This is a genomic window from Zhenhengia sp. (assembly GCF_046966505.1).
GTDB lineage: Bacteria > Bacillota > Clostridia > Lachnospirales > Cellulosilyticaceae > Zhenhengia > Zhenhengia yiwuensis.
This window is the reverse complement of the sequence record NZ_JBKVCH010000011.1, coordinates 62153-83047: the sequence shown is the minus strand read 5'-3', so window position 1 is coordinate 83047 and position 20895 is coordinate 62153. Positions and strand designations below refer to the sequence as shown.

The 20895-nt window shown below is 33.9% G+C and carries 21 protein-coding genes and 1 CRISPR repeat array; of the genes, 3 read left to right on the top strand and 18 right to left on the bottom strand.

The window, feature by feature from the left end; all coding sequences use genetic code 11:
* Nucleotide 1 precedes the first annotated feature (1 nt).
* From ACLTBU_RS12465 to ACLTBU_RS12455, 3 genes are read left to right on the top strand one after another with little or no spacing between them, the layout of a single operon-like run.
* Entirely contained in the window at nucleotides 2-289 is a 288-nt protein-coding gene (locus ACLTBU_RS12465; protein ID WP_320650929.1) for an energy-coupling factor ABC transporter substrate-binding protein, read from the top strand.
* A 3-nt stretch (nucleotides 290-292) separates the two neighbouring features.
* Nucleotides 293-1075, top strand: a complete 783-nt coding sequence (gene cbiQ, locus ACLTBU_RS12460; RefSeq protein WP_320650928.1) for a cobalt ECF transporter T component CbiQ — start codon at nucleotides 293-295, stop codon at nucleotides 1073-1075.
* A gap of 4 nt (nucleotides 1076-1079) precedes the next feature.
* Nucleotides 1080-1931 (top strand): ATP-binding cassette domain-containing protein, encoded by an 852-nt coding sequence (locus ACLTBU_RS12455; RefSeq protein WP_412219189.1) that lies wholly within the window; start codon nucleotides 1080-1082, stop codon nucleotides 1929-1931.
* Nucleotides 1932-2082: 151 nt separating this feature from the next.
* Here the strand turns inward: ACLTBU_RS12455 and ACLTBU_RS12450 are convergent, their stop codons facing one another.
* The 18 genes from ACLTBU_RS12450 to ACLTBU_RS12365 form a co-directional block, all read right to left on the bottom strand.
* Nucleotides 2083-2715, bottom strand: a complete 633-nt coding sequence (locus ACLTBU_RS12450) for a DUF305 domain-containing protein (RefSeq protein ID WP_412219186.1) — start codon at nucleotides 2713-2715, stop codon at nucleotides 2083-2085.
* 42 nt (nucleotides 2716-2757) lie between these two features.
* On the bottom strand, nucleotides 2758-4881 hold the full coding sequence (locus tag ACLTBU_RS12445) for a TIM-barrel domain-containing protein (RefSeq protein WP_412219183.1): 2124 nt from the start codon (nucleotides 4879-4881) through the stop codon (nucleotides 2758-2760).
* A 965-nt stretch (nucleotides 4882-5846) separates the two neighbouring features.
* Nucleotides 5847-6204: a CRISPR direct-repeat array (repeat unit 30 nt; unit sequence ATTTCAATACATCTAATGTTAAGGTTTATC).
* Nucleotides 6205-6455: 251 nt separating this feature from the next.
* Nucleotides 6456-6737, bottom strand: coding sequence for a CRISPR-associated endonuclease Cas2 (gene cas2, locus ACLTBU_RS12440; protein WP_412219180.1), 282 nt, complete (start codon nucleotides 6735-6737; stop codon nucleotides 6456-6458).
* Nucleotides 6738-7736 (bottom strand): type I-B CRISPR-associated endonuclease Cas1b, encoded by a 999-nt coding sequence (gene cas1b, locus ACLTBU_RS12435; RefSeq protein ID WP_412219177.1) that lies wholly within the window; start codon nucleotides 7734-7736, stop codon nucleotides 6738-6740. It lies immediately after the preceding gene.
* Nucleotides 7737-7754: 18 nt separating this feature from the next.
* Nucleotides 7755-8246 carry a CRISPR-associated protein Cas4 gene (locus ACLTBU_RS12430; RefSeq protein ID WP_412182960.1) on the bottom strand — a complete coding sequence of 164 codons (492 nt, stop codon included), beginning with the start codon at nucleotides 8244-8246 and terminating at the stop codon, nucleotides 7755-7757.
* Between the two features lie 12 nt (nucleotides 8247-8258).
* Nucleotides 8259-10748, bottom strand: coding sequence for a CRISPR-associated helicase Cas3' (gene cas3 / locus ACLTBU_RS12425; protein WP_412219174.1), 2490 nt, complete (start codon nucleotides 10746-10748; stop codon nucleotides 8259-8261).
* 76 nt (nucleotides 10749-10824) lie between these two features.
* Nucleotides 10825-11580 (bottom strand): type I-B CRISPR-associated protein Cas5b, encoded by a 756-nt coding sequence (gene cas5b, locus ACLTBU_RS12420; protein ID WP_412219171.1) that lies wholly within the window; start codon nucleotides 11578-11580, stop codon nucleotides 10825-10827.
* Nucleotides 11577-12512: a type I CRISPR-associated protein Cas7 gene (locus tag ACLTBU_RS12415; RefSeq protein ID WP_412219168.1), complete on the bottom strand. Its 936-nt coding sequence runs from the start codon at nucleotides 12510-12512 to the stop codon at nucleotides 11577-11579. Before ACLTBU_RS12415 ends, cas5b begins: the two co-directional genes overlap by 4 nt.
* The gene (locus ACLTBU_RS12410) at nucleotides 12505-14244 is read right to left on the bottom strand and encodes a hypothetical protein (RefSeq protein ID WP_412219165.1); all 1740 of its coding nucleotides are present in this window, start codon (nucleotides 14242-14244) and stop codon (nucleotides 12505-12507) included. The genes ACLTBU_RS12415 and ACLTBU_RS12410 overlap by 8 nt, the downstream gene beginning before the upstream one ends.
* A 14-nt stretch (nucleotides 14245-14258) precedes the next feature.
* Nucleotides 14259-14954: a CRISPR-associated endoribonuclease Cas6 gene (gene cas6 / locus ACLTBU_RS12405; protein ID WP_412219162.1), complete on the bottom strand. Its 696-nt coding sequence runs from the start codon at nucleotides 14952-14954 to the stop codon at nucleotides 14259-14261.
* Nucleotides 14955-15272: 318 nt separating this feature from the next.
* Nucleotides 15273-15845, bottom strand: a complete 573-nt coding sequence (locus ACLTBU_RS12400; protein ID WP_177671748.1) for a manganese efflux pump MntP family protein — start codon at nucleotides 15843-15845, stop codon at nucleotides 15273-15275.
* A gap of 223 nt (nucleotides 15846-16068) precedes the next feature.
* Complete coding sequence (locus tag ACLTBU_RS12395; RefSeq protein WP_320650923.1) at nucleotides 16069-16416, bottom strand: hypothetical protein; 348 nt, start codon at nucleotides 16414-16416, stop codon at nucleotides 16069-16071.
* Nucleotides 16417-16425: 9 nt separating this feature from the next.
* A complete protein-coding gene (locus ACLTBU_RS12390; RefSeq protein ID WP_177671746.1) occupies nucleotides 16426-17166 on the bottom strand; it encodes a LytR/AlgR family response regulator transcription factor in 741 nt (246 codons plus the stop codon).
* Complete coding sequence (locus ACLTBU_RS12385; protein WP_412219158.1) at nucleotides 17166-17549, bottom strand: hypothetical protein; 384 nt, start codon at nucleotides 17547-17549, stop codon at nucleotides 17166-17168. The genes ACLTBU_RS12390 and ACLTBU_RS12385 overlap by 1 nt, the downstream gene beginning before the upstream one ends.
* Nucleotides 17530-18519: a flotillin-like protein FloA gene (gene floA, locus ACLTBU_RS12380; protein ID WP_177671744.1), complete on the bottom strand. Its 990-nt coding sequence runs from the start codon at nucleotides 18517-18519 to the stop codon at nucleotides 17530-17532. Before floA ends, ACLTBU_RS12385 begins: the two co-directional genes overlap by 20 nt.
* Before the next feature lie 21 nt (nucleotides 18520-18540).
* Complete coding sequence (locus ACLTBU_RS12375) at nucleotides 18541-19035, bottom strand: NfeD family protein (RefSeq protein ID WP_177671743.1); 495 nt, start codon at nucleotides 19033-19035, stop codon at nucleotides 18541-18543.
* Nucleotides 19036-19126: 91 nt separating this feature from the next.
* Nucleotides 19127-19972: a sensor histidine kinase gene (locus tag ACLTBU_RS12370; RefSeq protein ID WP_320650921.1), complete on the bottom strand. Its 846-nt coding sequence runs from the start codon at nucleotides 19970-19972 to the stop codon at nucleotides 19127-19129.
* An 80-nt stretch (nucleotides 19973-20052) separates the two neighbouring features.
* Entirely contained in the window at nucleotides 20053-20673 is a 621-nt protein-coding gene (locus tag ACLTBU_RS12365) for a hypothetical protein (protein WP_412219153.1), read from the bottom strand.
* Between the last annotated feature and the right edge of the window lie 222 nt (nucleotides 20674-20895).

Sequence of the window (20895 nt, the reverse complement as noted above, 5' to 3'; positions counted from 1 at the left end):
GATGTCTGAGAAAAAAATGAATATCTTACTTATTGTACTTGTTGTAATTATTAGCTTTTCTCCTTTATTTCTTGTAAAAAACGCGGAGTTTGGCGGAGCCGATGGTGAGGCTGAAACAGCTATCACGCAAATCGCTACAGACTATGAACCTTGGTTCGAACCACTTATCGAACCTGCTAGCGGTGAAATTGAAAGCTTACTCTTTGCCCTTCAGGCAGCCTTTGGTGCAAGTATCCTAGCTTACGGATTTGGTTATCTTAAAGGGCACAGCAAAGCCAAAGAAGATTAAGCGATGAAAGATATTGATAAATATGCCTATATGTCCACCTTAAGGCCTCTTGATCCTACTCAGAAAGTTCTTCTCACTTTTCTACTCCTTATAACCTGCCTTTGTTCAAGCTCTATTATAATGTTTTGCTTTGTCATTGCCTTAATGAGTTGGATTACCATTTATAAGGGGCATATCGTCATGAGTTTATACCTTAAACTTATGACGATCCCCCTTACCTTTTTACTACTAAGTATCCTTACTTTATTATTTGAGTTTTCCAGTGATGCCTCTGTTTACTTAGTATCACTTCCTATAGGCAACTTTTATGTGGGCATTACAAGTTCTGGCTTACAAACAGTGTTCATACTGTTTTTTAAGGTATTTGCAAGTGTAAGCTGCCTATACTTTTTATGCTTATCTACTCCTATGACAGATATTCTAAGGGTATTTGAAAAAGTTAAATGTCCAACCTTTCTTATTGAAATGATGAGCCTAATTTATCGCTTTATCTTTGTTCTTATTGATACAGCTTTTACAATGCACACTGCGCAGGCTTCAAGACTTGGTTATAAAAGCTTTCGATTGGGTATTAAGTCACTTGGCATGCTTCTAAGCACTATTCTTATCCGCACGCTTAAGATAAATAATCACCTCTATACTGCTCTTGAATGCCGAGGGTATACAGGCTCTTTAAAAGTCCTTAATGAAGATGCTTATAAAAAGATTAACTATCTTTATTTTGTTATACTTGAAGCCATCCTCCTAGGACTTATTGCATTTGAAAATTTCTTACTTGGGAGGTAGCACTATGTCAGCAAACATTATTATGGAGACTAAACAACTTTGCTTCAACTATCCTGATGGTACCCCTGCTTTAAAGGACCTATCTATACAAATACAAAAAGGAAAAACAACTGGTATCCTTGGTGGAAATGGCGCAGGCAAATCTACCTTATTCCTTAATCTAAACGGCATCTTAAAGCCTACTTCGGGTCAAGTTTATCATAAAAATTTACCTATTTCCTACTCCTCTAAGTCTCTTAACCAGCTTAGACAGTCTGTAGGTATCGTATTCCAAGATCCTGACACCCAACTTTTCTCAGCCAGTGTGTACCAAGATGTCTCCTTCGGGGTAGTCAACCTAGGTATTCCTGAAAGCGAGGCACATCTTAGAACAGAAAATGCTCTAAAACGCACAGGTACCTATGAGCTCCGTCAAAAGCCCACCCATAGCTTAAGCTACGGTCAGAAAAAGCGCGTTGCCCTAGCAGGCATTATTGCTATGGAACCTGAAGTCCTCATTTTAGATGAACCTACAGCTGGGCTTGACCCTCAAGGCGTTAGTGAAATCATGCAACTTATTCGTGAGCTTCAACAAGATTTAGGGATTGCAATCCTTATCGCTACCCATGATATGGATCTTGTACCTATGTACTGTGATTATATTTATTTACTTAATCAAGGTGAGATAGTAGGATGTGGCTCTCCTGATGAAATTTTTAACAAGCCTTCTCTACTTCGCCAAATCCATTTAAGGCTACCTCGTATCGGACACCTTATGGAACTCCTTAAGACTAAGGATGGCTTTCCTATCGAAGGCTTACCCGTCTCCATCTCCCACGCCCGTAAGGAACTTAGTCGTATATTTCACTTAAAATAAAAGCGTACTGCATTTGTATTAGCAGTACGCTTTTATTTTTGCTCTTTTCATTTTATCTTAAAGAATCTTCTATTGCAGCATATAAAGAAAGAGATATACCAAGCCAGTTCAATGAACTCGTTTTGGTATATCTCTTTTTAATTTTTCCTATTTACCTTATCTCTCTTACAAACTTCTCCATTTGTTTCAATTCTTTCGTCTGACGCTCTATCATTTTAGTGGCAATTTCCTGTACAGTAATATTAGAACTATACTGCACAAACTGCTCAGCTAGTTTGTTGGTTGCCTTATGACTTGCTATCATCTGAAGCAGATAAGCTTTATCTACATTTTCTGTGCAATCTGCTTGTTCCATTTCCTTAAGCATTTCACTTATAATACCTTCATATTGAGCTAGATACTGCGCTTCTTTCTCCTTATCGACTAGCTTTTCTTTTTTAAGTTGTTTAATAAGGAGCTCCATCTGATCTTTTCGTTTATAATGTGTACGTTTAATACCTCTAGCAAACTGCCAAATAACGGGATTATCTCCATTAGTTAACTCATTTTCTACCATGGCCAAGGTCCCTTTGTGGTGACTACTTAGCTCATAGAGAAAATCTATGGTGACATCTCCTGTTTTAGGAGCTTTTTTTAGCTCCTTATGCATGGTCTTTAGTATTTTTCCATATGTTTTTGTATAAGCTTCATAATTTTCTTTAGGTCGGTCTTTAGCATAACTTACTGTACTAACGACCATCAAACTAAGTAAGATGATTGCGATTTTTTTCATAGGTATGTTCATTATAGTTTGCTCCTTATAACTAATATACCTGTTTATTATTCGCTAGATGTCGTATTGTATACCTGTAATTGTTTCTGTTTCATTATCAAAAAGTGTTAAAGCTAATTTTTTAAGGACAGAACAAGGTGCGTTCTTCAATTTAATATTAAAATGATTATTTTCTTTTTTAATTTCAACTTCTGTTACATGCCCCTCTAAATGTACCTGTCTATCCATCCCATTATCTTCATAGTAAGTATGATGACATACTTCTTTGCAGTAAGCAATTCCTGTTAGGCTCGTCATATCTAAATCTTTTGTACTATCTGCTGCCGCTCCTAATAAAAGCATACGCCCTGGTCTTACAAAGAGAATGAGATGGTCCATATCACATGCTACATAGTGGTGCCCTTTAGCCATCTTAGTTAGTGTATAAGTTTTCTCGTCCTCAAACGTAACAAGCAACATATCTTCTGGTAAATACACATAACGACCAGTCTTATTCTGCTCATATACAGGTGCAATCATAAGGCTTTCTCCTACTAAAAGCTGGTCTTCCACTTCTCTTACATACTCATCTTCATATTCAAAGGCAAGCGGTTTAAAGTACATGCCACCTTCTAACGCAGCTTTCATATACTCGCTATATAAGTGTGGAATTAGTGCATAACGTAATTTAATCCATTTTTTAAGCCTTTCTGTATGCTCAAAAGCATAAGGCTCCTGTTGTCTTGTCCATGCCGCTGTATGATTACGTAAAAGTGGCATAAAGATACCAAACTGAATCCATCTTGTTAGAAGGTCTTCTGTTGTATTATCACTAAATCCACCTACATCTGCACCACTATATAGGAACCCACACATATTAAGAGAAGGCATCATCTTAATATTAAGCAGTAAATGGCTCCACCATGAACGGTTATCCCCAGTCCATATCCCTCCATAACGATGCATACCTACATAAGATGCTCTAGAAAAGAGTAGTACCCTTTCTGAAGGTCTTAGCTTTTCAAAAGCTTCCCCTGCTGCTCTCGTCATATTGTACCCATATAAGTTATGAACATCATAGTGTCTGACGCATTTGCCATCCATGTTGTGATGCATTTCTTTAAAGTATTCCTCTTTATTCATGATTTGACTAAAGCTATCTTTAATACCGAAGAATGTGCCAAGATCAATATTCTTATCCTTACTTTCCTCTACCTTATGCATAGCCTGTGCCATAGCTCTTGGTGTATAGAAAATAGCTGGTTCATTCATATCATTCCAAAAGCCATCAATCCCTTTATCCATAAGGTATGCATAATGCTGACCAAACCATTCTCTTGCCTTACTATTTAAAAAGTCAGGAAAATGTACCTTACCAGGCCATACTGCGCCTTCAAAGATATCCCCCTTTTCATCCCTTACAAAGAAGTCCCCTGCTACCCCTTCTTCATAAATATTGTAATCTTCTTCTACCTTTACCCCGGCATCAATAATAGGAATGAGTCTAATGCCATCCTCTTTAAGCTCTGCTACAAGCTCTTTAAAATCTGGGAACTTCTCACGATCTATAGTAAAATCCTTAAGTCTCTCCATGTAATCAATATCTAAATAAATGCTATCTAACGGAATACCATTATCTCTAAAGCCTTTTGCTACAGCCCTTACTTCCTCATTCGTTTTATAACTCCATCTACTTTGCTGATAACCAAATGCCCATCTAGGCGGTATGTAACTTGCTCCTGTAAGCTGTCTAAAAGTCTTCACTATATCAAGAAGGGTATCTCCTTCTAAAATATATAGATCTAAATCCATGGTTTCTGGTGTAATCACTAATTCACCTAACTGACTGTACCCTATATCAAAAGTTAACCTACCAGGGTAATCTATAAAGAGTCCAAAAGGCTTCTCTTCTGCTATGATGATAAAGTTATGTGCAGCATATAAAGACCTTTTAGTCTCTGTATGCATATCATCATCAGAGCAAAAACTTTCATAAGTCCATCCTCTTTTATTAATACCCCTTACGCTTTCTCCCAAACCATATACAGGTATGTCCTTTTGCAGTTTATATTTAAAACTTTTGCCTTCTAAAGCTAAATATGATAGATTCTCTCCTACTTTTATATTACCTAATACAACTGCATCTGTTTCAATAGGCTGCCCATAAGTATACTTGATTACTTTTTCATCTAATTCCATATGCTTCATCCTCTCTACTCTATATTTTTAATGCACTTAGTATAACATAGTAAGAATGTTATAAAAACACTATAATTAACAGAATAAAAACCAAACTTACTTTCCTTTAGCTTGGCTTTACTCACTTTATCTCTTATTTACTTAAAACTAATTTATTTACAAGCCCTATGGAGTTAGTGGCATAGATTCTAAAATTAAAATAACGCTCTAAAGTAGTCATCTTTTCAGATAGAGCTGTTTGTGTATTAAGTAATTCCATTAAAAATTATAAAAAAATTGAAGAATTTCTAGTACATAGGACTATATAGTATATGTAAAATGCAAACACATCCTAGGTAGTAGATGCATCTTACACATTGTAAGCAAGATAGTTCTAATGCTAGTCCCCCCTTCTAGCTCTAGCTACTACTGCTTACACCATACCATAGGCATGAATTGTGGCAGCAAGCTTATGGTTGAACCTACGCTAAGTAACTACACTAAGTATCTGGCAGTAGATTAAGGAGCTATCAGCCTATCTTGCAGCAACCTCATACGTTCTACGTGCTACCTCCTAACTCACCTTTATATATGCATAGGCATCCCTATAAACGGTAGTTACCGACAATACCCACCTACGACCCATGACTAGCCTATAGAAAAGCCCTCCACTTCCTGGTCTTAAGCCTCTCTACTTAATCCGTTACAGGCTAACTCGTGCCACACAAAAAAGCCAAGTTAAATGCAGCCTATTTTAAGGGGGAGGCTGTATTTAGCTTGGCTTTTATTATTTTATTGTTATATTTAGTTCTTTAGATTAGACACTAATATTATTATTATCACCTAACCTTTACTATTTAATTATACATAATATTAAGCTTTGTTTAATTCCTTTAAACTTTAAACTTGATTGCACAAAAGCCTTGATACATTCAATATTAAGGTTTATCTAAAGTTAGCACAGATCAGCTAAGGACATGGGTGCCATTTCAATACATCTAATGTTAAGGTTTATCACGATGGACCAGACGATAAGTCTGGGCTCAATCCTAATTTCAATACATCTAATGTTAAGGTTTATCTAAACGCCTGCTCCATATTTTGTAATCAGATTTTCTATTTCAATACATCTAATGTTAAGGTTTATCCTTGGTGCTTGATACGCTCCTAGCGATGCTATATAAATTTCAATACATCTAATGTTAAGGTTTATCTACGGCTACTTGGACAAAAGGCAGTAACCTAATCATATTTCAATACATCTAATGTTAAGGTTTATCAAGTGTCCGAGGTGGCATTGACACAGCCTCAGTTATTTCAATACATCTAATGTTAAGGTTTATCCTTTGTAAATCTCTAGCTTTAAATATTCACCATTTAACAAGAATCATTGATTAGTATAGCTCTTAGCTTTTCTCCCCCAATCTATCATGATCTATTACCTTATTTCACTAACTACCACTATTCTCTTATTTTATCTAGTTTCGCAGAAATATCTTAAAAATAAGGATGGGGGATATTTAGTTGTCTATTATTCTATTTTAGAACATTTATAAACAATTTACACTCTATTTTTCACCTTATTTCAATATTATTTATAAAATCAAATTTTCTCCATTAATAGGTTCAGTTCCTAATACTTCTTCTTCAAATATCTCTGCGTTGATAGTCTTCACAATACAAATGAAGTCTTCATGTTTATCTATAATCTTTTTAAGGTCATTTCTAAGTTTAATTATATTGGCCGGAGTAATCTCTCCTCTAAAAACTGATTTTTGATAATGTGCAAGATATTTTTTGCATATTTTAAATACCTTTTGGACACGCTTCTCATTTACATCATAGAATAAAATCACATAGTTAAAGTTTTTTCCCACCTATTGTTTCTCTCCTATATTAAAAGGTATAAAAGGTTTATCCTCTAAAATTTCTTTAATAAGTTTATAGCAATCTAGCTTAATAGCTTGTCTATAAGAAACTTTATGATGTAATTTTGCATGTTCGAAGGTACTTTCTAATCTTTCCTCTAATGCTTCAATAAAAATATTTCTTCCTACCTCATTAAGTAAACAATAGTTAAGATTCTTTTCAAAGTGTTTATCTACCTTAAGCCGTTTACGATTGACAAGATCAAAAATGGTTTTAAATGTAATAATAGGTTTAAATACTTCACTGATATCTAAACTTAATGAAAATCTTCTTTCTGCTGGAGTATGCAAAAAACTAATACGTTGATCTAGGTGTGTATGATAAATTATTGTAGTAGTTTTAGCATAAAGTAAGCTATTCCCAAATGATATTAAAGCATTTATCGGATTATCTGGTGGTCTTTTAACACGTTTATTAAGCACAAATTCTTCTGGTAAAAAGATTGAAAAGGTGTTATAAAATCTATACCATAAATCTCCTTCTACCTGCATAAGCTCAGGTATATCCTTACATTTTTGAACCTGTCCATGTAGCTCATGTCTAATATAATGCATAACCTCCCCAACCTGGGATTTCCCATGTTTTTGATAGTGCTCTAATGTATAATAAATATTTTCTCCTATGCCTATGACAATGCTCCTTGCTATCTTAAGTCTCTTTTGCTCAAAAGCATGTACTTGTTCAATTAATAATTTACCACTCATGTACTGCTCCCTAGGATAAAAAGTTCCGCTATATCCCTCATAATAATTAAAAAAGTGAACAACTACATTTTCTTTTCCCAAAAAATCAAGTAACTTACTATTTAAACTCACTTCTCCGAAGCAATAAATTTCTTTTGTATTCTCTATAGGAATATAGATGTTCTTACCATCTTTTCTAAAACAGATAGAATTATCCTTTCGGCTTAAAGCCCCCATAGAAGTAATGTATTTTGTGCTTCCCATATGTATCCCCCTCTCTCTTTATATATAACAATACTCATAATAAGCACATTTCTTACACGTAGATGCTTTTTGTTTTTTATCAGGTAATTTGCCCATAAGCAATCTTTCTATATTGGCCTCTATCTCCTTTAATATCACCTCATTCTCCTCATTAAGTTCTACATAAATGACTTTATTTTCTTCTTTCTTCTTCTCAATAAACTCTATTTTTCCCTTACGTTTAATTCCCTTACTTCTAAGCACCTTGAGATAGTAAAGTACTTGCCATATAACTGCATCAGTATCTGCATCAGATTTTTTAATTTCTACCAAATAATCTGATGTCATCTTATCTATTTTAATATTTTCTATCGCAAGTTCTGTATGCTTACTTTCTTCCGCCTTCACTTCGTGAAGTGCTTTCCCAATCTTAACATCCTCACTATTATCTTCTAAATTTACTCTATTACCATGAAGCCAGCATTGTCTTTTGCAATGAATATAATAATTAACAAGTGTGCCATTCACCATAATTTTTCCCCCTTACAATAGTTCATAGCTGCTTTCACTTAATTTTTCCCTATCAAATTTACCATTTGTAAAATACTTCTCGCCATCTTCAATGTAATATAAATCTCCTATGCGTTCATTGTAAGATTGACCTCTATTATTCACCTTCCAAATGAAACAAGTCATAACTTCGCTTAAATTAGAAAGTTCTACTTTTCTTTGTGCATAAGGTAAGGACTTATCTTTTATTAAGTTAACATATTGCTCCCAAATTTCTGCACCATTAATTACTACGCATTTTCCATCTTTCTCAATAGTTACTTCTCTAGCCAAAAAGATAGAGATAGGGCATATATCTTCCCCTATAAGCGTCATCCTCTTTGCAATTTTATTACTATCTAACTCTCCTACTTGTTCTTTAAGAAATACCTTTAGATTATTACTATTCTGACTTAACCCATATGCTTTAACTTCCTGTATAATAGCTTCATAGTAAGGCCTAAAATTTTTATTCTCTAAAATCAATCTACTTGCCTGCTCCAATACAGTAAATCTTTTTTGCTTACGATAATCTCCTTTATAAATAGTAGCTGCTTCATCTAAATTAAAGAAATAGGCCTTACACTCACTTCTTAGACAAGATCTATTAATCCGTCCAAGAAACTGCTCTTCCGCATCTAATAGAGAAATATCTTTGAATCCAATATCCATATCAATATCTACTCCTGCTTCAATAACTTGAGTAGCAATTAACAGAACATTTTTCTTCTGTTTGACTACCTCAATACACTTTTCTCTCTCCCACTTGAAATCATCTCCTGTAATGAGCATGATTTCTTTATGAATAAGCCCTTCCTCTTGTAACTCCATCATTTTATGATAATAATTTGCAGCACTTTTCTTTTTAATAAATTCTACTAAGATTTTACTTTCTACTTTATCATAATCTAAGATTTTTTCTGTCATCTCTTCTAGAACATCCTCTGCATCTAGCAAACTAAAGTCTAACTTTACTCTGTTTTTAAACAGCGGATGTCCAAAATAGCGTTCCCTATTCTGAATGAGTGGCATAATATCTACCGCTCCAATAAGGTTACCTAAATGTGGTAGTGTAGCAGACATGATGATAATACGTAAGTTAAGTAATTTAGCATAACTTCTAAAAAATCCTATTATCTCTGTCCATAGTGTATTTTTATATGCTTGTACCTCATCAATAATGATTACACTATTGCTTAATTGATAGAGTCCTCCTGCCTGATCTCTTGAAGATTCAAATAGTAAATTGAAAAGTTGAATATGACTTGTGATCACTACAGGATAGTGGAAAAATTGCCTATCCAAAAGCATCTGACTATAGTCTATTTCATCCTCCTCTTCTCCTTTTTTATTTTTAATAGGTGTAATAGAATTTACCACTGTAATCTCTTTACTAACTTGCACATTCTCCCCAAATGTTTTTGTGAGGGACTTATAAGTTTGCTCTGCCAAAGTATTAAATGGAAAAATATAAAAGACTTTACTGAGTGCCACATCTTTATTTAATAGTTCTAGAACAATATGAATAGATGTGTTGGTTTTACCACTACCTGTAGGTGCTTCTAGATAATAAATAGGTGCATCTGGTTCCTTTTTGAAATTATGTTCTGCTTCAAGAAACAGCTCACTTCGCAGGGCATTGATAGGGGTAAACTGATCTAAATCCTTATTAGGACATTCTCTTTGATAGGATTGAATACTCTTATAAACTGATGTATTTTCGTATGTATTAAACCATAAGTCTTTATTTACTAACAGTCCAAAATCACTTATTGGCATATCTGTCATATACTCAGATGTAGCATAAAAGTCACAAGCTACTAATACTGAATAAAGCCATCTCGTATATATATAAGCATCTGCACTACCCCAATCTTCTTTTTGAGTAACCTGAAAAGTAATATCAAAAAACTTTTGTATTCTCTTCTCTGTTAATTTAGGCTTACGAATCAGCTGCTTCGTTAAATAATCATCTTCTTCTATTTTAGCTAAAAGCCCTACAAGCGCCTCTTCAAATACTTTTAGTGAGGAGAAATCACTATGGTGTCTTGAAATAACATAAGCATTTAAAATAAGCAACGGAATAACTTTTTTAAGCTCTGCATTAGAATACTTTTGCTGCTTAAACTTTTCGAAATAATAATCTATATAGATGTACGCCGATAAAAGAGCATGATCTTTATACTCCCTACTTTCCTTAATGAAGTACTTACTCTCCATTTTCGCACATTGAAAGTTAAGGTTGATCTTTCCTATATCATGTAAATAAAGGGCCCCCTCTAAAAGTTCTTCAAATAGAGGGCTATTACCTAATACATCCTGAAACCTTTGATTCACAATATCCAGATGCTTTTCTTTATATAATATTTTATAATACTCTATTACTTTATCTAAGTGCTCTTTAAGTGTCTCTTTAGTCTTTTCCTCATGTGTATGTGCAAATAAATAAGCACTGCCTTCGACTATCTCCCCTAACTTAACCACATAATCCCTCCTTTTCTTTATACTAATTAGAGGCATGTAAGCCCCTATCCATCTTACATGCCTCTATCTCTAGTCTTTAAATAAAAGAAATGACTTTTTCGTTTGCTTGGTAAAAACAACCTTCTTTAAATGGTGTAACTTTTTTATTAGTTAAAACGAAGCTTTCTATTACATATTGATTATGTTCTTGCTCTAAAGCTATAGGAAGCTTCTCCTCATATTTATAGTAATCTTCTCCATCTTCATCATCATAGAAATCATTCTCATCTTCTATCTCATTAAATAAGACGCTACTTTTTATAAAAAGACTTTCTATCTTCCCATAATTCATCGTGTGCTTCAGCTCTATTTCTTCTACCTCTTTAATAGTTGCAAAGTGGTCATTCTTACCTAGATATGGGATATAAACACATCTTTGATTCATTAAATATTCTTTTAATAAATTATAATAAGTATGTCCATCCCCTAATAGATAAATCTCCCACATAGGGTTTTCCAACCACTGTTCCTTCACTATGAGATTGCCTCCTGCTTCCTTAGAAGCATAACCTACAGAGTTATTAAATACTTGCACCTTTTTACTGCATAAACCTGGTAAGTCTCCTGATTTTGCAATAGGTACAATAGCCACTTTCAAGTCCTTTAACAATGCATAATACTCTGGGTACATGCCTTTTTGGTTTCCATAACCTTTTAATCCAATAATCGAACCTAATACGCCTAATAAAGCTACTTTATGTATTTGAGAATAAGTAAAATAAAGAAATGTATTTACATCGGGCTTTTTAAAAAAAGCATTTTGTCCTGTTAATGTAAATTTCAGGGCTCTCATAGGCTCACTTCTTCTTTAGTAAAAATATTATAGTAAGCAGCTCCTTGAATAGGGGATTCGATAACCATTTTAAGTGGGTTATAGTAGATTTCGATTGTCTTAATACGTGATTTTAAGCTTTCAATCAAGGTTTGAATACCTAGATTGATGCAGTCTTTGCCTTCTTTTTTACTGAAGGTAATGTACTGAGCAAGTTCTGGAAGGTATAAGTCTTCTTCTGTTTCTATAAAAAGAGCAAACTCATTTTCACATCCTAATTTTGAGTTTGTATTAAATGCTGTTGCTGCTGTTAATGCAGCTTGCTTAAACTTATCATAATCCTCTTCTGTATAGCCTTCTGTTACACCCATTGAAACATATTCATCATAGGCCTTAGGATTGATGACAAACGGATAAAAATAATGTGCTTCATCGCTTACTATTTTTGTTCCTAAAGTACTCTGGTCTGCATCATCCTTTGTCCCATCTCTAAAAGGAGAGAGAATTTGTTGTTCTTCCGCTCTACTTGCTTCATATTTATTAAAGCCTTGTCCAATTTGTACCGCACCAATAATAGAAAAATTCGTTCCCTCTTCTGCAAAAGTTGCTCCAAAATTTTTAATATCAATTGCACTAAAAAGATTAGTAAGCACTTTACGAGCATCTTTTTCATCTTTTAAATTTTTCACTTCAAAAAGCTGTTCATAGCGTTCCTTTAAAGAGCGAGGTACAACTTTTATTCCTTCTTTTTTTACTTCTTCTGTCTTAAGTGTTTTAATATAAACAACCTTTTCCCCTTGTTGCTGCCACATCTTCTTCATCGGAAACTTAAAAGCTTTGTCACTTCCAAAAATGTCACCTGAAGAAGTAGATTTTGGATAGCCTGTAAAGTCAGCATTCCAATTTGCCATAATAGATTTAATCCCTAAAACCCCATATACTCTTTTATTCATTCTCTTTTTCCCCTCTCTTATACAATAAATTATCTTGAAGATAACCATAAAGTAAGGCATCTTCATCCAGTTTACCTTCTGGTATATACCCTTCTACCATAGCATACAAACACCTAAATCTTTTTCCACCTTGAGTAATATCATAATTGTATTTTACAAATAATCTTCTTAAAATGCTTTTAATTTGAATGTCATCTTTAGCATTCAACAAAGGATTAACAAGTGCATGTGTCTTTTTAGATGCCTTATTCAATGAAAGCAAGTAATATGCAACTTGTCCTACTGCACAAAAGTACTCTGCATCACTCTCAAGTACGGCTTCTTCTCCTTTGAGTTTCTCCTCCAGCCTATCTAAAATAGGTTTCATCTTATCTGACATTGTATCTTCCCCCTTATACAAATAATCTATTATTGCATCTCTGAGCATCCATTGCTCTTTCGCCCTTATCATTTGGTTTTCCTTGATGCTATTTTTAATAAGCTCTCTTGATATTTTAGGGAATAGAGATTTGATAGCCAGTGTATTCCCCTTATAGAACCATTCAAAAAAAGCCTCTCTACTCATTAAAATAGACCTTCTGATAACTTCACTTTTAAGTTTATCTGATGGTTCACCAAAGTAAACCATAAAATTATTGAAGAACCTAGAATGCACCATTTGCATGACTATCTTTAATTCCTTAATTTCACCATATTCAATCCCTTTTTCAATTTTACTATAGTCAATAGAAATACTGCGACTAACTTTAAAACCTTCTAACTCTGTACGATACTGTAAAATACTCTCTGCATCCTGAATTTCAACTTCTTTTCCTTTAGCAATCCTTAAATAATAGCCTGTAAAAGTTTGTCTTTTACTATTTCTAAAGGTCATCAATTCGTTACTTAAGTAACCTTTAATCCCCTCTTCTTCACTAAAGTAAAGGTTAACATGCCCAATACATACTTCATTCATCAAATAATCAAAGAATTTTTTTTGAAGCATAACCTCTTCTGTTGAAACTAAATAGGGTACTTCATTTTTTCTTGTTTTATGTTTAAGATACGGTTTTTTAGCATTAAGTCCTAAATTATTACTTGGGATACCATAGATACTTTCATCTAAAATCACATTATATTCTGCTGCATTAAAGACATTAGGAAAGAAATATCTTTCTCCTTCTCGTTTGAACTCTTCCTCATCAGATTCAAAGAAAATCTTAAGGTACCTTTTATCCATTACAATATTATGAGTTTTATCTAAGTCAAAAATATGAGTATGAATCCACTGCTCATTTTGCTTAAGTTGCTCTTGATTAATTAGCCCACACTTCTCTAATGTCGTTTCATAGAGCAATTTACTCTGACTAGGCTTTTTATACTTCTCCTCTAAATGACCTAGAGTATAATAATAATCTTGAATAATCGCCTTAGTTAATTTGCCATTTATTAAACTCTCTTTTTTTACAAAAAAGCTCAAGTAGTTATTACTATGTATTACTTTCTTAATATCCATAGACTTGTTCATATTTATAAGTTTAGAATAATAGTCCATTAAGCAAAACGTATTGTAACCTTCTACTGTACGGTCAGGTTCCCCTTTAGTCTTTACAACTTCTAAAACTTGCTTAATTTCTCCCATTTTATCAACTAAAATATAAGTACCTTCACCCAGTACATAGCTATCTAATATATAGGCATCTCCAAACTTCTTATATTGCTTTTCGAAAATCTCTAAGCAATCTTTAATCACTTATTTACACCCCCTTAAAGGTATCTAAAGTTCGTAAATCCAAATCCTCTCGCTGACATTTCTCCTAAACCTGAGCCTACAGCAATCCATGCTAAATCTTGGGCAAGTTTATTATCAGCTACTTTAATACTTACTTTATCCCCTAGAAGTTGAACATTCTTATAAGTTGTGCCTATAGGCTTCTTATTAGTTATTTTTATATAATTAAACCACTCAAAATTTTCATCAATCTTTGTATCATGTAATAAATTGTATTTTTTAATTAATCCTACTTTAAGCCTGTCCTCAAATGTTATTACTGAATGATGTCCGCGCCAATAAGCTTCATCCCTAAATTTAATAATGATTGGCGTTAACGAAAAGATTTCATCTAAATGCTTTTGTTTAATAATTCTTTTTTCTACCGTTAAAGCTTTTAATGTAACTGTGTATTGCTTGTCCAAATTCTTCTCAAAAGCTTTTTCAACTTGATGATCTAAAGTTCGGATTATAATAGAATAAATCCCACCTGCTTCATATATACCTCCAGTAGCTAATGGATAAAAAGAGCTAAAATTATAAAACTTCATTTGATTAATATGATGTAACGCATCATATCCCTCGGTAACTAAACAACTATCTAGTAATTTACTGATATTTTCTAGCGCATCTTTAACTTTTATGTCTTTTAATAGATAAACCTTTAGCCTAAACTCTGCAATTGTTATCATTGTCATCCTCCTTTCATATACATATGTAATAAAAAGTTATTTATAAACTATATCCTTATTCTAATCTTAAATTTATAAATTGTAAATATTTTTATAATAATTAGATATCTCTTCTTGAGAGAAGATAAGAAGAGCCTAGCATCTTATCAAGATACTAGGCTCTTCTTACATCAAATGTTAAGGTTTATAGACTTTTTATAACATCTGTATAATTTCAATACATCCTATGTTACTTTTTATTTTCTCTATTATATCAGTTTCTCGTTCAAAATACACCTACAAAAATTTAACTTTTGCATCTATTAGGCACTTTTATTATTAAAATAACGCTTTAACTGCAATGATTACTAAAATAAGACCGCCTAGTATCTCTGCCTTTCCACCTAGTAAACTACTTACCTTTTTACCTGCCAAAATAGCTATAAGACAGCATATGGCTGTTGTTAGCATAATAATGCTTACTGCCGGAATGATGCTCACCTGCATAGCACTAAAGCCTATACCAACTGCAAAGGCATCAATACTCGTTGCTATAGCTTGAATAAATAACGTTTTATAAGTAAGCACTTTCCCTTCTGATTCTACATCTTTTTCTGTTTCTGCCTCTTCCTCATCTTTATGCCCTAGGTTATCCTTAAGCATTTTCCCTCCGATAAAACCTAAAATCACAAAGACTAAGATATTCGCATACTTACTAATCACATCTGCAAATAGTCCCCCTGCAAAGTAACCGATAAGTGGCATAAGCCCCTGGAATACACCAAAGAGAATTGGCATTGCTAGTGTTTTTGCTTTAGTGGTGTTCTTATAGGCCATACCATTCGCCATGGATACTGCTACCGCATCCATACTAAGACCAAGTCCGATTAAAATAATTTCGATAAATCCCATTCTTTCCTCTCCTTTTTACCACAGATTTATGCTTATTTTAGACAAAAAATAAAAGACCCATGTATGGCAAATAAACCATACATGAGTCTTGTTCTTTAAGACAAGCCAGATTACTACGTAATCATTATGTTGACTTGCCACTTATATTAATAAGCAAACTACTCCCTCATGAAGTAACTATTTTCATTATAAACAATTAAACTTTTAAAGTCAATTAACCTGCCTAGCTTAGAAAGACACTTACGAGAATAAGTGCTATACCTGCAATACCCATAATCACTGCAAAGTTAGATCCTTCCTCAAAGCGTTCTAAGTTCTCTTTAGCATATTCATAGCCTCTGGTACTACCAGAACTTCTAGCATGGAGATAACGCATATCTGTCCTACCTGAAATATTACCTCCCAGACTTAACAAGCCAATACACATGACAATAAGCCCTGCCCCTAAAAGTACTGTAGTTACACTAAATGTCATAAAGAAACTGGCGATACCAATAACACTACCTATTATTAATGCAAGTAATAATCCTTTTAATAAAACCCCTAACAAGGCTTTAATCATCTGCTTCATACACTCCCCCTATGAAAACATCTTTTTAATCTCCTCATACTTTTCACTTGTAATGAGTGCATCTTTATCGATATCTTTAAACTTCACAATATAAGTCCATCTGCCGTAAGGCAGAATTTTTGTAATCTGTGATAGGTTAATAATATAAGATTTATGACTTCTGATAAATTGATCCTTATCTAGCTTTTCTTCTATATCAGATAAGCTAGCCGAAGTAGTAAAACTGTCTTTTTGAGTATAGATAACTGTACTATTGTCTTCTCTCTGAATGAGTATGATATCATTGATCGTAACAAAGCTCATACTCTCTTTACTCTTTACAAGAAGCTTTTCAAGTCCTTTTTCATATCTGACGATCTTATCCATAGTCGGTTTTTCATCTGGCTTTTGAAGGTCTTTGATACGCTCTAATGTATGATTGACACGTTCTACATTGAAAGGTTTAATAAGGTAATCAAAAGCATATACTAAAAAGGCTTCTGGCATATACTCACTATGAGCTGTAGCAAAAATAAGTTTTGCCTTAGGATTGATGTCGGCCATGATGCTGGCACAGCTTAACCCATCACCTTCTCTAAGCTGAACATCTAAGAAGACCACATCGGGTTTAAGCTTATTAAATAGCTTAATACCTTCTGTACTATTGTCACATTCTCCTACTATACTGAACCCTTCATTTTTTTCTATAATCTTTCTTACCAGTGTTCTTATCCCAACCTCATCTTCTATTAATAAGACTTTTATACTCATTATCTATAGCTTGATCTCCTTCTATTTCTTCTCTTACATACTGGGGTTCCAAGTAGTTCAGATAACACCATAGCTTCCTGCCAATAAGTTCTTTCAACTTCTACTAGCTCCTGTGCAGTGCTTCTAGGGAGCTCTTCATAGGCTGGTCTTGGACACTTCTCTACAGGCCGCGCTTTTTTAGACTCCTCTTCCCCTCCATGATAAATATCATGTGACTCTTGCTTTTTGTGTTTCTTTTTCTTTTTAGTAGATGATTTTTTAGAGAATTTAACAGGCATGTTATTCATACCTGTTAATAGTTTTTGATTCATCTCCATCAATTGTATTTCTCCCCCAGTGACGAGGTTACTCATAGCATTGAAATTAAGATTGTTTTTGGCCATCCTTACCACCTCCTAGTGGCATCTTTCCAGTTCCTGTTGTTGAGATTGTTTGACGCATTTGTGTATCTGCACTAATGTTTTGGAGGTCATAGTAGTCCATAACGCCCATTTTACCTTCTCTTAAAGCATAAGCTAATGCTTTTGGTACTTCAGCTTCTGCTTCTACAACATAAGCACGCATTTCTTGCTCTTTAGCTACAGCCATAGCTCTTCTTTCTTCTGCTTTAGCCTGTGCAATATTTTTATCAGCTTCTGCTTGAAGAGTCTGAAGGTGTGCACCAATATTTCTACCTACATCAATATCAGCAATGTCAATTGAAAGAATTTCAAAGGCTGTTCCTGCATCTAAACCTTTTCCTAGTACCATTTTTGAAATACCATCTGGATTTTCTAATACTTCTTTATGTGATACAGAAGAACCTACTGTTGTTACAATACCTTCACCAATTCTAGCAAGTACTGTCGCTTCACCAGCACCACCTACTAATCTTTCAAGGTTAGCTCTTACTGTTACTCTCGCTTTAACAAGAAGTTCAATACCATCTTTAGCAACTGCTGACACATTTGGTGTTTCAATAACTTTTGGATTAACACTCATTTTTACAGCTTCAAGTACATCACGTCCTGCAAGGTCAATAGCTGCTGCCTTTTCAAAAGGAAGCTCAATACCAGCACGTTCTGCAGCAATCAGTGCATCTACAACTCTATCTACATTACCACCAGCTAAGTAGTGTGCCTCTAACTGGTTAACACTAAGACCAATACCTGCTTTAGTAGATTTAATAAGTGGTAATACGATACGGTTTGGTATAACTCTTCTAAGTCTCATACCAATTAAGTTAAAAATACTTACTTTAACATTAGCTGCCAGTGAAGAAATCCAAAGTCCTACTGGTACAAATACAAAGAAACCTATAATTAATAAAGTTACAATACCGATGATAATAACACTTTTAATAACACTATCCATTTATCTCTCCCCTTTATCTTATTATTTTACTTTTACAACGAGTTTTGAGCCTTCTACTTTACAAATTACAATTTCAGTACCTTTTAGTACATATTGTCCTTCAGATATAATATCAAAGTTCACACCGTCAAAACTTCCTACACCAGAAGGCCTTAGGTCAGTTAGTGCAATACCTTCCTTCCCTAATAAGTACTCTAAGTCTGATGAGCTAATATAACCTTCTGTCTTCTTCTGTTCATCTGTTAGAATAATAGGTTTTACAAGCTTGCCCTTTGCAAGTAACCAGAGCATAATACCCAGCATAAGTCCCAGAACAGCTAAAATACACAGGGTCATAATGACACCTTCTTCTATGGTATCTGCTGTTAAAATGACACTTATACCAAGACAAATAGTACCTGCTACACCTGGTACAGATATACCTGGAGCCGTCAGCTCGATGCCTATTAGAACAAATCCTACAATAAGTAGAATAATACTAAAAAGTGTAAGTCCATCTAATAAACTTATCAGCATCTTATCCTCCTCCTTCATATTTTATACTTCTATCTTATGTCTTTTAAGGCCTGTTGCCTATATGAAAGCTACCATTTATACACTTTTACCTCTAAACTGTCAGTTTTGCCTCTCTATCCTTCGGTAATTTCACACTAAAACACGTTTTACCCTCTCTAGACTCTACTTGAATAATTCCTTTTACTTCTTCTACAATACGCTTTGTAATATACAGTCCCATACCATGCCCTTCTTCCTTCTTTGTAGAGTAGCCTTCTATGAAAATCTTAGGTATAGCCTCTTCTTCTATAACAGGTCCATTATTATAAATGTAAAAAGTATAATACAGTTCATCTTCTGTAATATCAATATACAAATTACGTCCATGGTCTAGCTGTTTGAGCGCAGTCATACCATTATCAATTAAGTTAGAAAGCACCTTACATAACTCCCACCCCTCCATCGGAATGTATTTTAGGTCTGACTTAATCTCTAAATACATATCTATAGCATCTTTTTCCGCCATTTGAAGCTTTGCCTGAAGCAGGGCATTTACTGCCGGCTGAGCTGTTCTAAGTGCTTTGCTGACCTTTAGAATATCCTTATATACAGGTTCCATATACTTTTTAGCTTCCTCATATTCTTCGAGTTCCATAAGTCCATAGATGACCTGAATATGATTCAAGTAGTCATGCCTTTGCTCCCTTAAAGTCGAATTAAAACGCTCTAAATTTTTAATCGTTTCTGATACATCTTCTTTTTCCTTTTTATACAAAATAAAGTAGTAACCAAGTACAGATAAGGTACTATTAAACACTGTCAGTATCCCTGTCGTATAAAGGAGTGCATACATCTCCTTACTCGGTGTATAAGTGATAAAGAAAATAATGATAAGAATTAAAATAATTTGAATGAGATTAATAAGAAAAGAGGCTTGTAAAAGCTTCTTAAGATTCATGTATAGTTCCCCTCTTAACTTTTAGTTTTAAAATTAATTATAGTACACTTCTAAAATTTTGTCTTCCCACATAACAGGCATTAGCCAATCTGTTCTAGGAAATGATAGAGGTTGTCTATCCCTTCTCTTATCTTAATGGAAAATAATCCTTGTCTCTCTTCTTCAAGTTCTAAAAGAAGTTGCTGATAGATTACCCAATCTTCTTGAGTCTGTTCACTTCTAAGAGGTTTATCTAATAAATTCTCTTGCTGCAAAGTGGCCTCAAGGTCACCATCTATAATTTGTTTAAGAAGTACCACATCTGCAGGTTCTTCTACATAATAGCCTTCTTTACGGCTGTTTAAATATACAATCGCATACTGATCCATCTCTTCATCTAAATAAAAATCAGTACTCATCTTCACCTTGTTATCTCTCATACCATCCGTAAGTATATGTAATGATTCTCCTATATGAAATCCCTTAATGACTTGATCCACTTTTACTTCCCATACTGTATCTTTTCTCATATATGTCTTTGATTGGTCACGCCCTACAAAGTACTCTCCTTTATCTACAGTACCGCTCTGGCCCACCAACTCTACAATAGCAATCATGTCTGCCCTATTTACTCTCTCCTGTGGTGTACTATAAATCCAACACGCTTGTAATGTTTGAGTTAGAAGAAGTGCACTGATAATCACCAAACCTATCTGCTTCATTTTATTCCTCCTAATTAAAATTTTCATAATATTCTTATTCGAATTATAACGCAATCTGCTTCTATTATAAATACATATTTAAGTTATTATAAAAGTAATCCCTCTCCTACATAATATTTTGATTATCTCCATATACTACATTCAGTCTTATACAAATCTATTTCTAATCTCAAGTGTCAACCTCCAAGCAAAAAGGGCTCTAGATTTTTTCTAGAACCCTTT

Bases quoted from the DNA above. Each gene is read 5' to 3' on its own strand.
- cas1b (WP_412219177.1), bottom strand. From the start codon at position 7,736: ATGGGAAGCACAAAATACATTACTTCTATGGGGGCTTTAAGCCGAAAG.
- ACLTBU_RS12395 (WP_320650923.1), bottom strand. From the start codon at position 16,416: ATGAAGCAGATGATTAAAGCCTTGTTAGGGGTTTTATTAAAAGGATTA.
- ACLTBU_RS12365 (WP_412219153.1), bottom strand. From the start codon at position 20,673: ATGAAGCAGATAGGTTTGGTGATTATCAGTGCACTTCTTCTAACTCAA.
- ACLTBU_RS12430 (WP_412182960.1), bottom strand. From the start codon at position 8,246: ATGGTGAATGGCACACTTGTTAATTATTATATTCATTGCAAAAGACAA.
- ACLTBU_RS12450 (WP_412219186.1), bottom strand. From the start codon at position 2,715: ATGAACATACCTATGAAAAAAATCGCAATCATCTTACTTAGTTTGATG.
- ACLTBU_RS12370 (WP_320650921.1), bottom strand. From the start codon at position 19,972: ATGAATCTTAAGAAGCTTTTACAAGCCTCTTTTCTTATTAATCTCATT.
- ACLTBU_RS12465 (WP_320650929.1), top strand. From the start codon at position 2: ATGTCTGAGAAAAAAATGAATATCTTACTTATTGTACTTGTTGTAATT.
- cas6 (WP_412219162.1), bottom strand. From the start codon at position 14,954: ATGATAACAATTGCAGAGTTTAGGCTAAAGGTTTATCTATTAAAAGAC.
- floA (WP_177671744.1), bottom strand. From the start codon at position 18,519: ATGGATAGTGTTATTAAAAGTGTTATTATCATCGGTATTGTAACTTTA.
- ACLTBU_RS12415 (WP_412219168.1), bottom strand. From the start codon at position 12,512: ATGAATAAAAGAGTATATGGGGTTTTAGGGATTAAATCTATTATGGCA.
- cbiQ (WP_320650928.1), top strand. From the start codon at position 293: ATGAAAGATATTGATAAATATGCCTATATGTCCACCTTAAGGCCTCTT.
- ACLTBU_RS12385 (WP_412219158.1), bottom strand. From the start codon at position 17,549: ATGGCCAAAAACAATCTTAATTTCAATGCTATGAGTAACCTCGTCACT.
- ACLTBU_RS12390 (WP_177671746.1), bottom strand. From the start codon at position 17,166: ATGAGTATAAAAGTCTTATTAATAGAAGATGAGGTTGGGATAAGAACA.
- ACLTBU_RS12445 (WP_412219183.1), bottom strand. From the start codon at position 4,881: ATGGAATTAGATGAAAAAGTAATCAAGTATACTTATGGGCAGCCTATT.
- ACLTBU_RS12375 (WP_177671743.1), bottom strand. From the start codon at position 19,035: ATGCTGATAAGTTTATTAGATGGACTTACACTTTTTAGTATTATTCTA.
- ACLTBU_RS12400 (WP_177671748.1), bottom strand. From the start codon at position 15,845: ATGGGATTTATCGAAATTATTTTAATCGGACTTGGTCTTAGTATGGAT.
- ACLTBU_RS12455 (WP_412219189.1), top strand. From the start codon at position 1,080: ATGTCAGCAAACATTATTATGGAGACTAAACAACTTTGCTTCAACTAT.
- cas5b (WP_412219171.1), bottom strand. From the start codon at position 11,580: ATGAGAGCCCTGAAATTTACATTAACAGGACAAAATGCTTTTTTTAAA.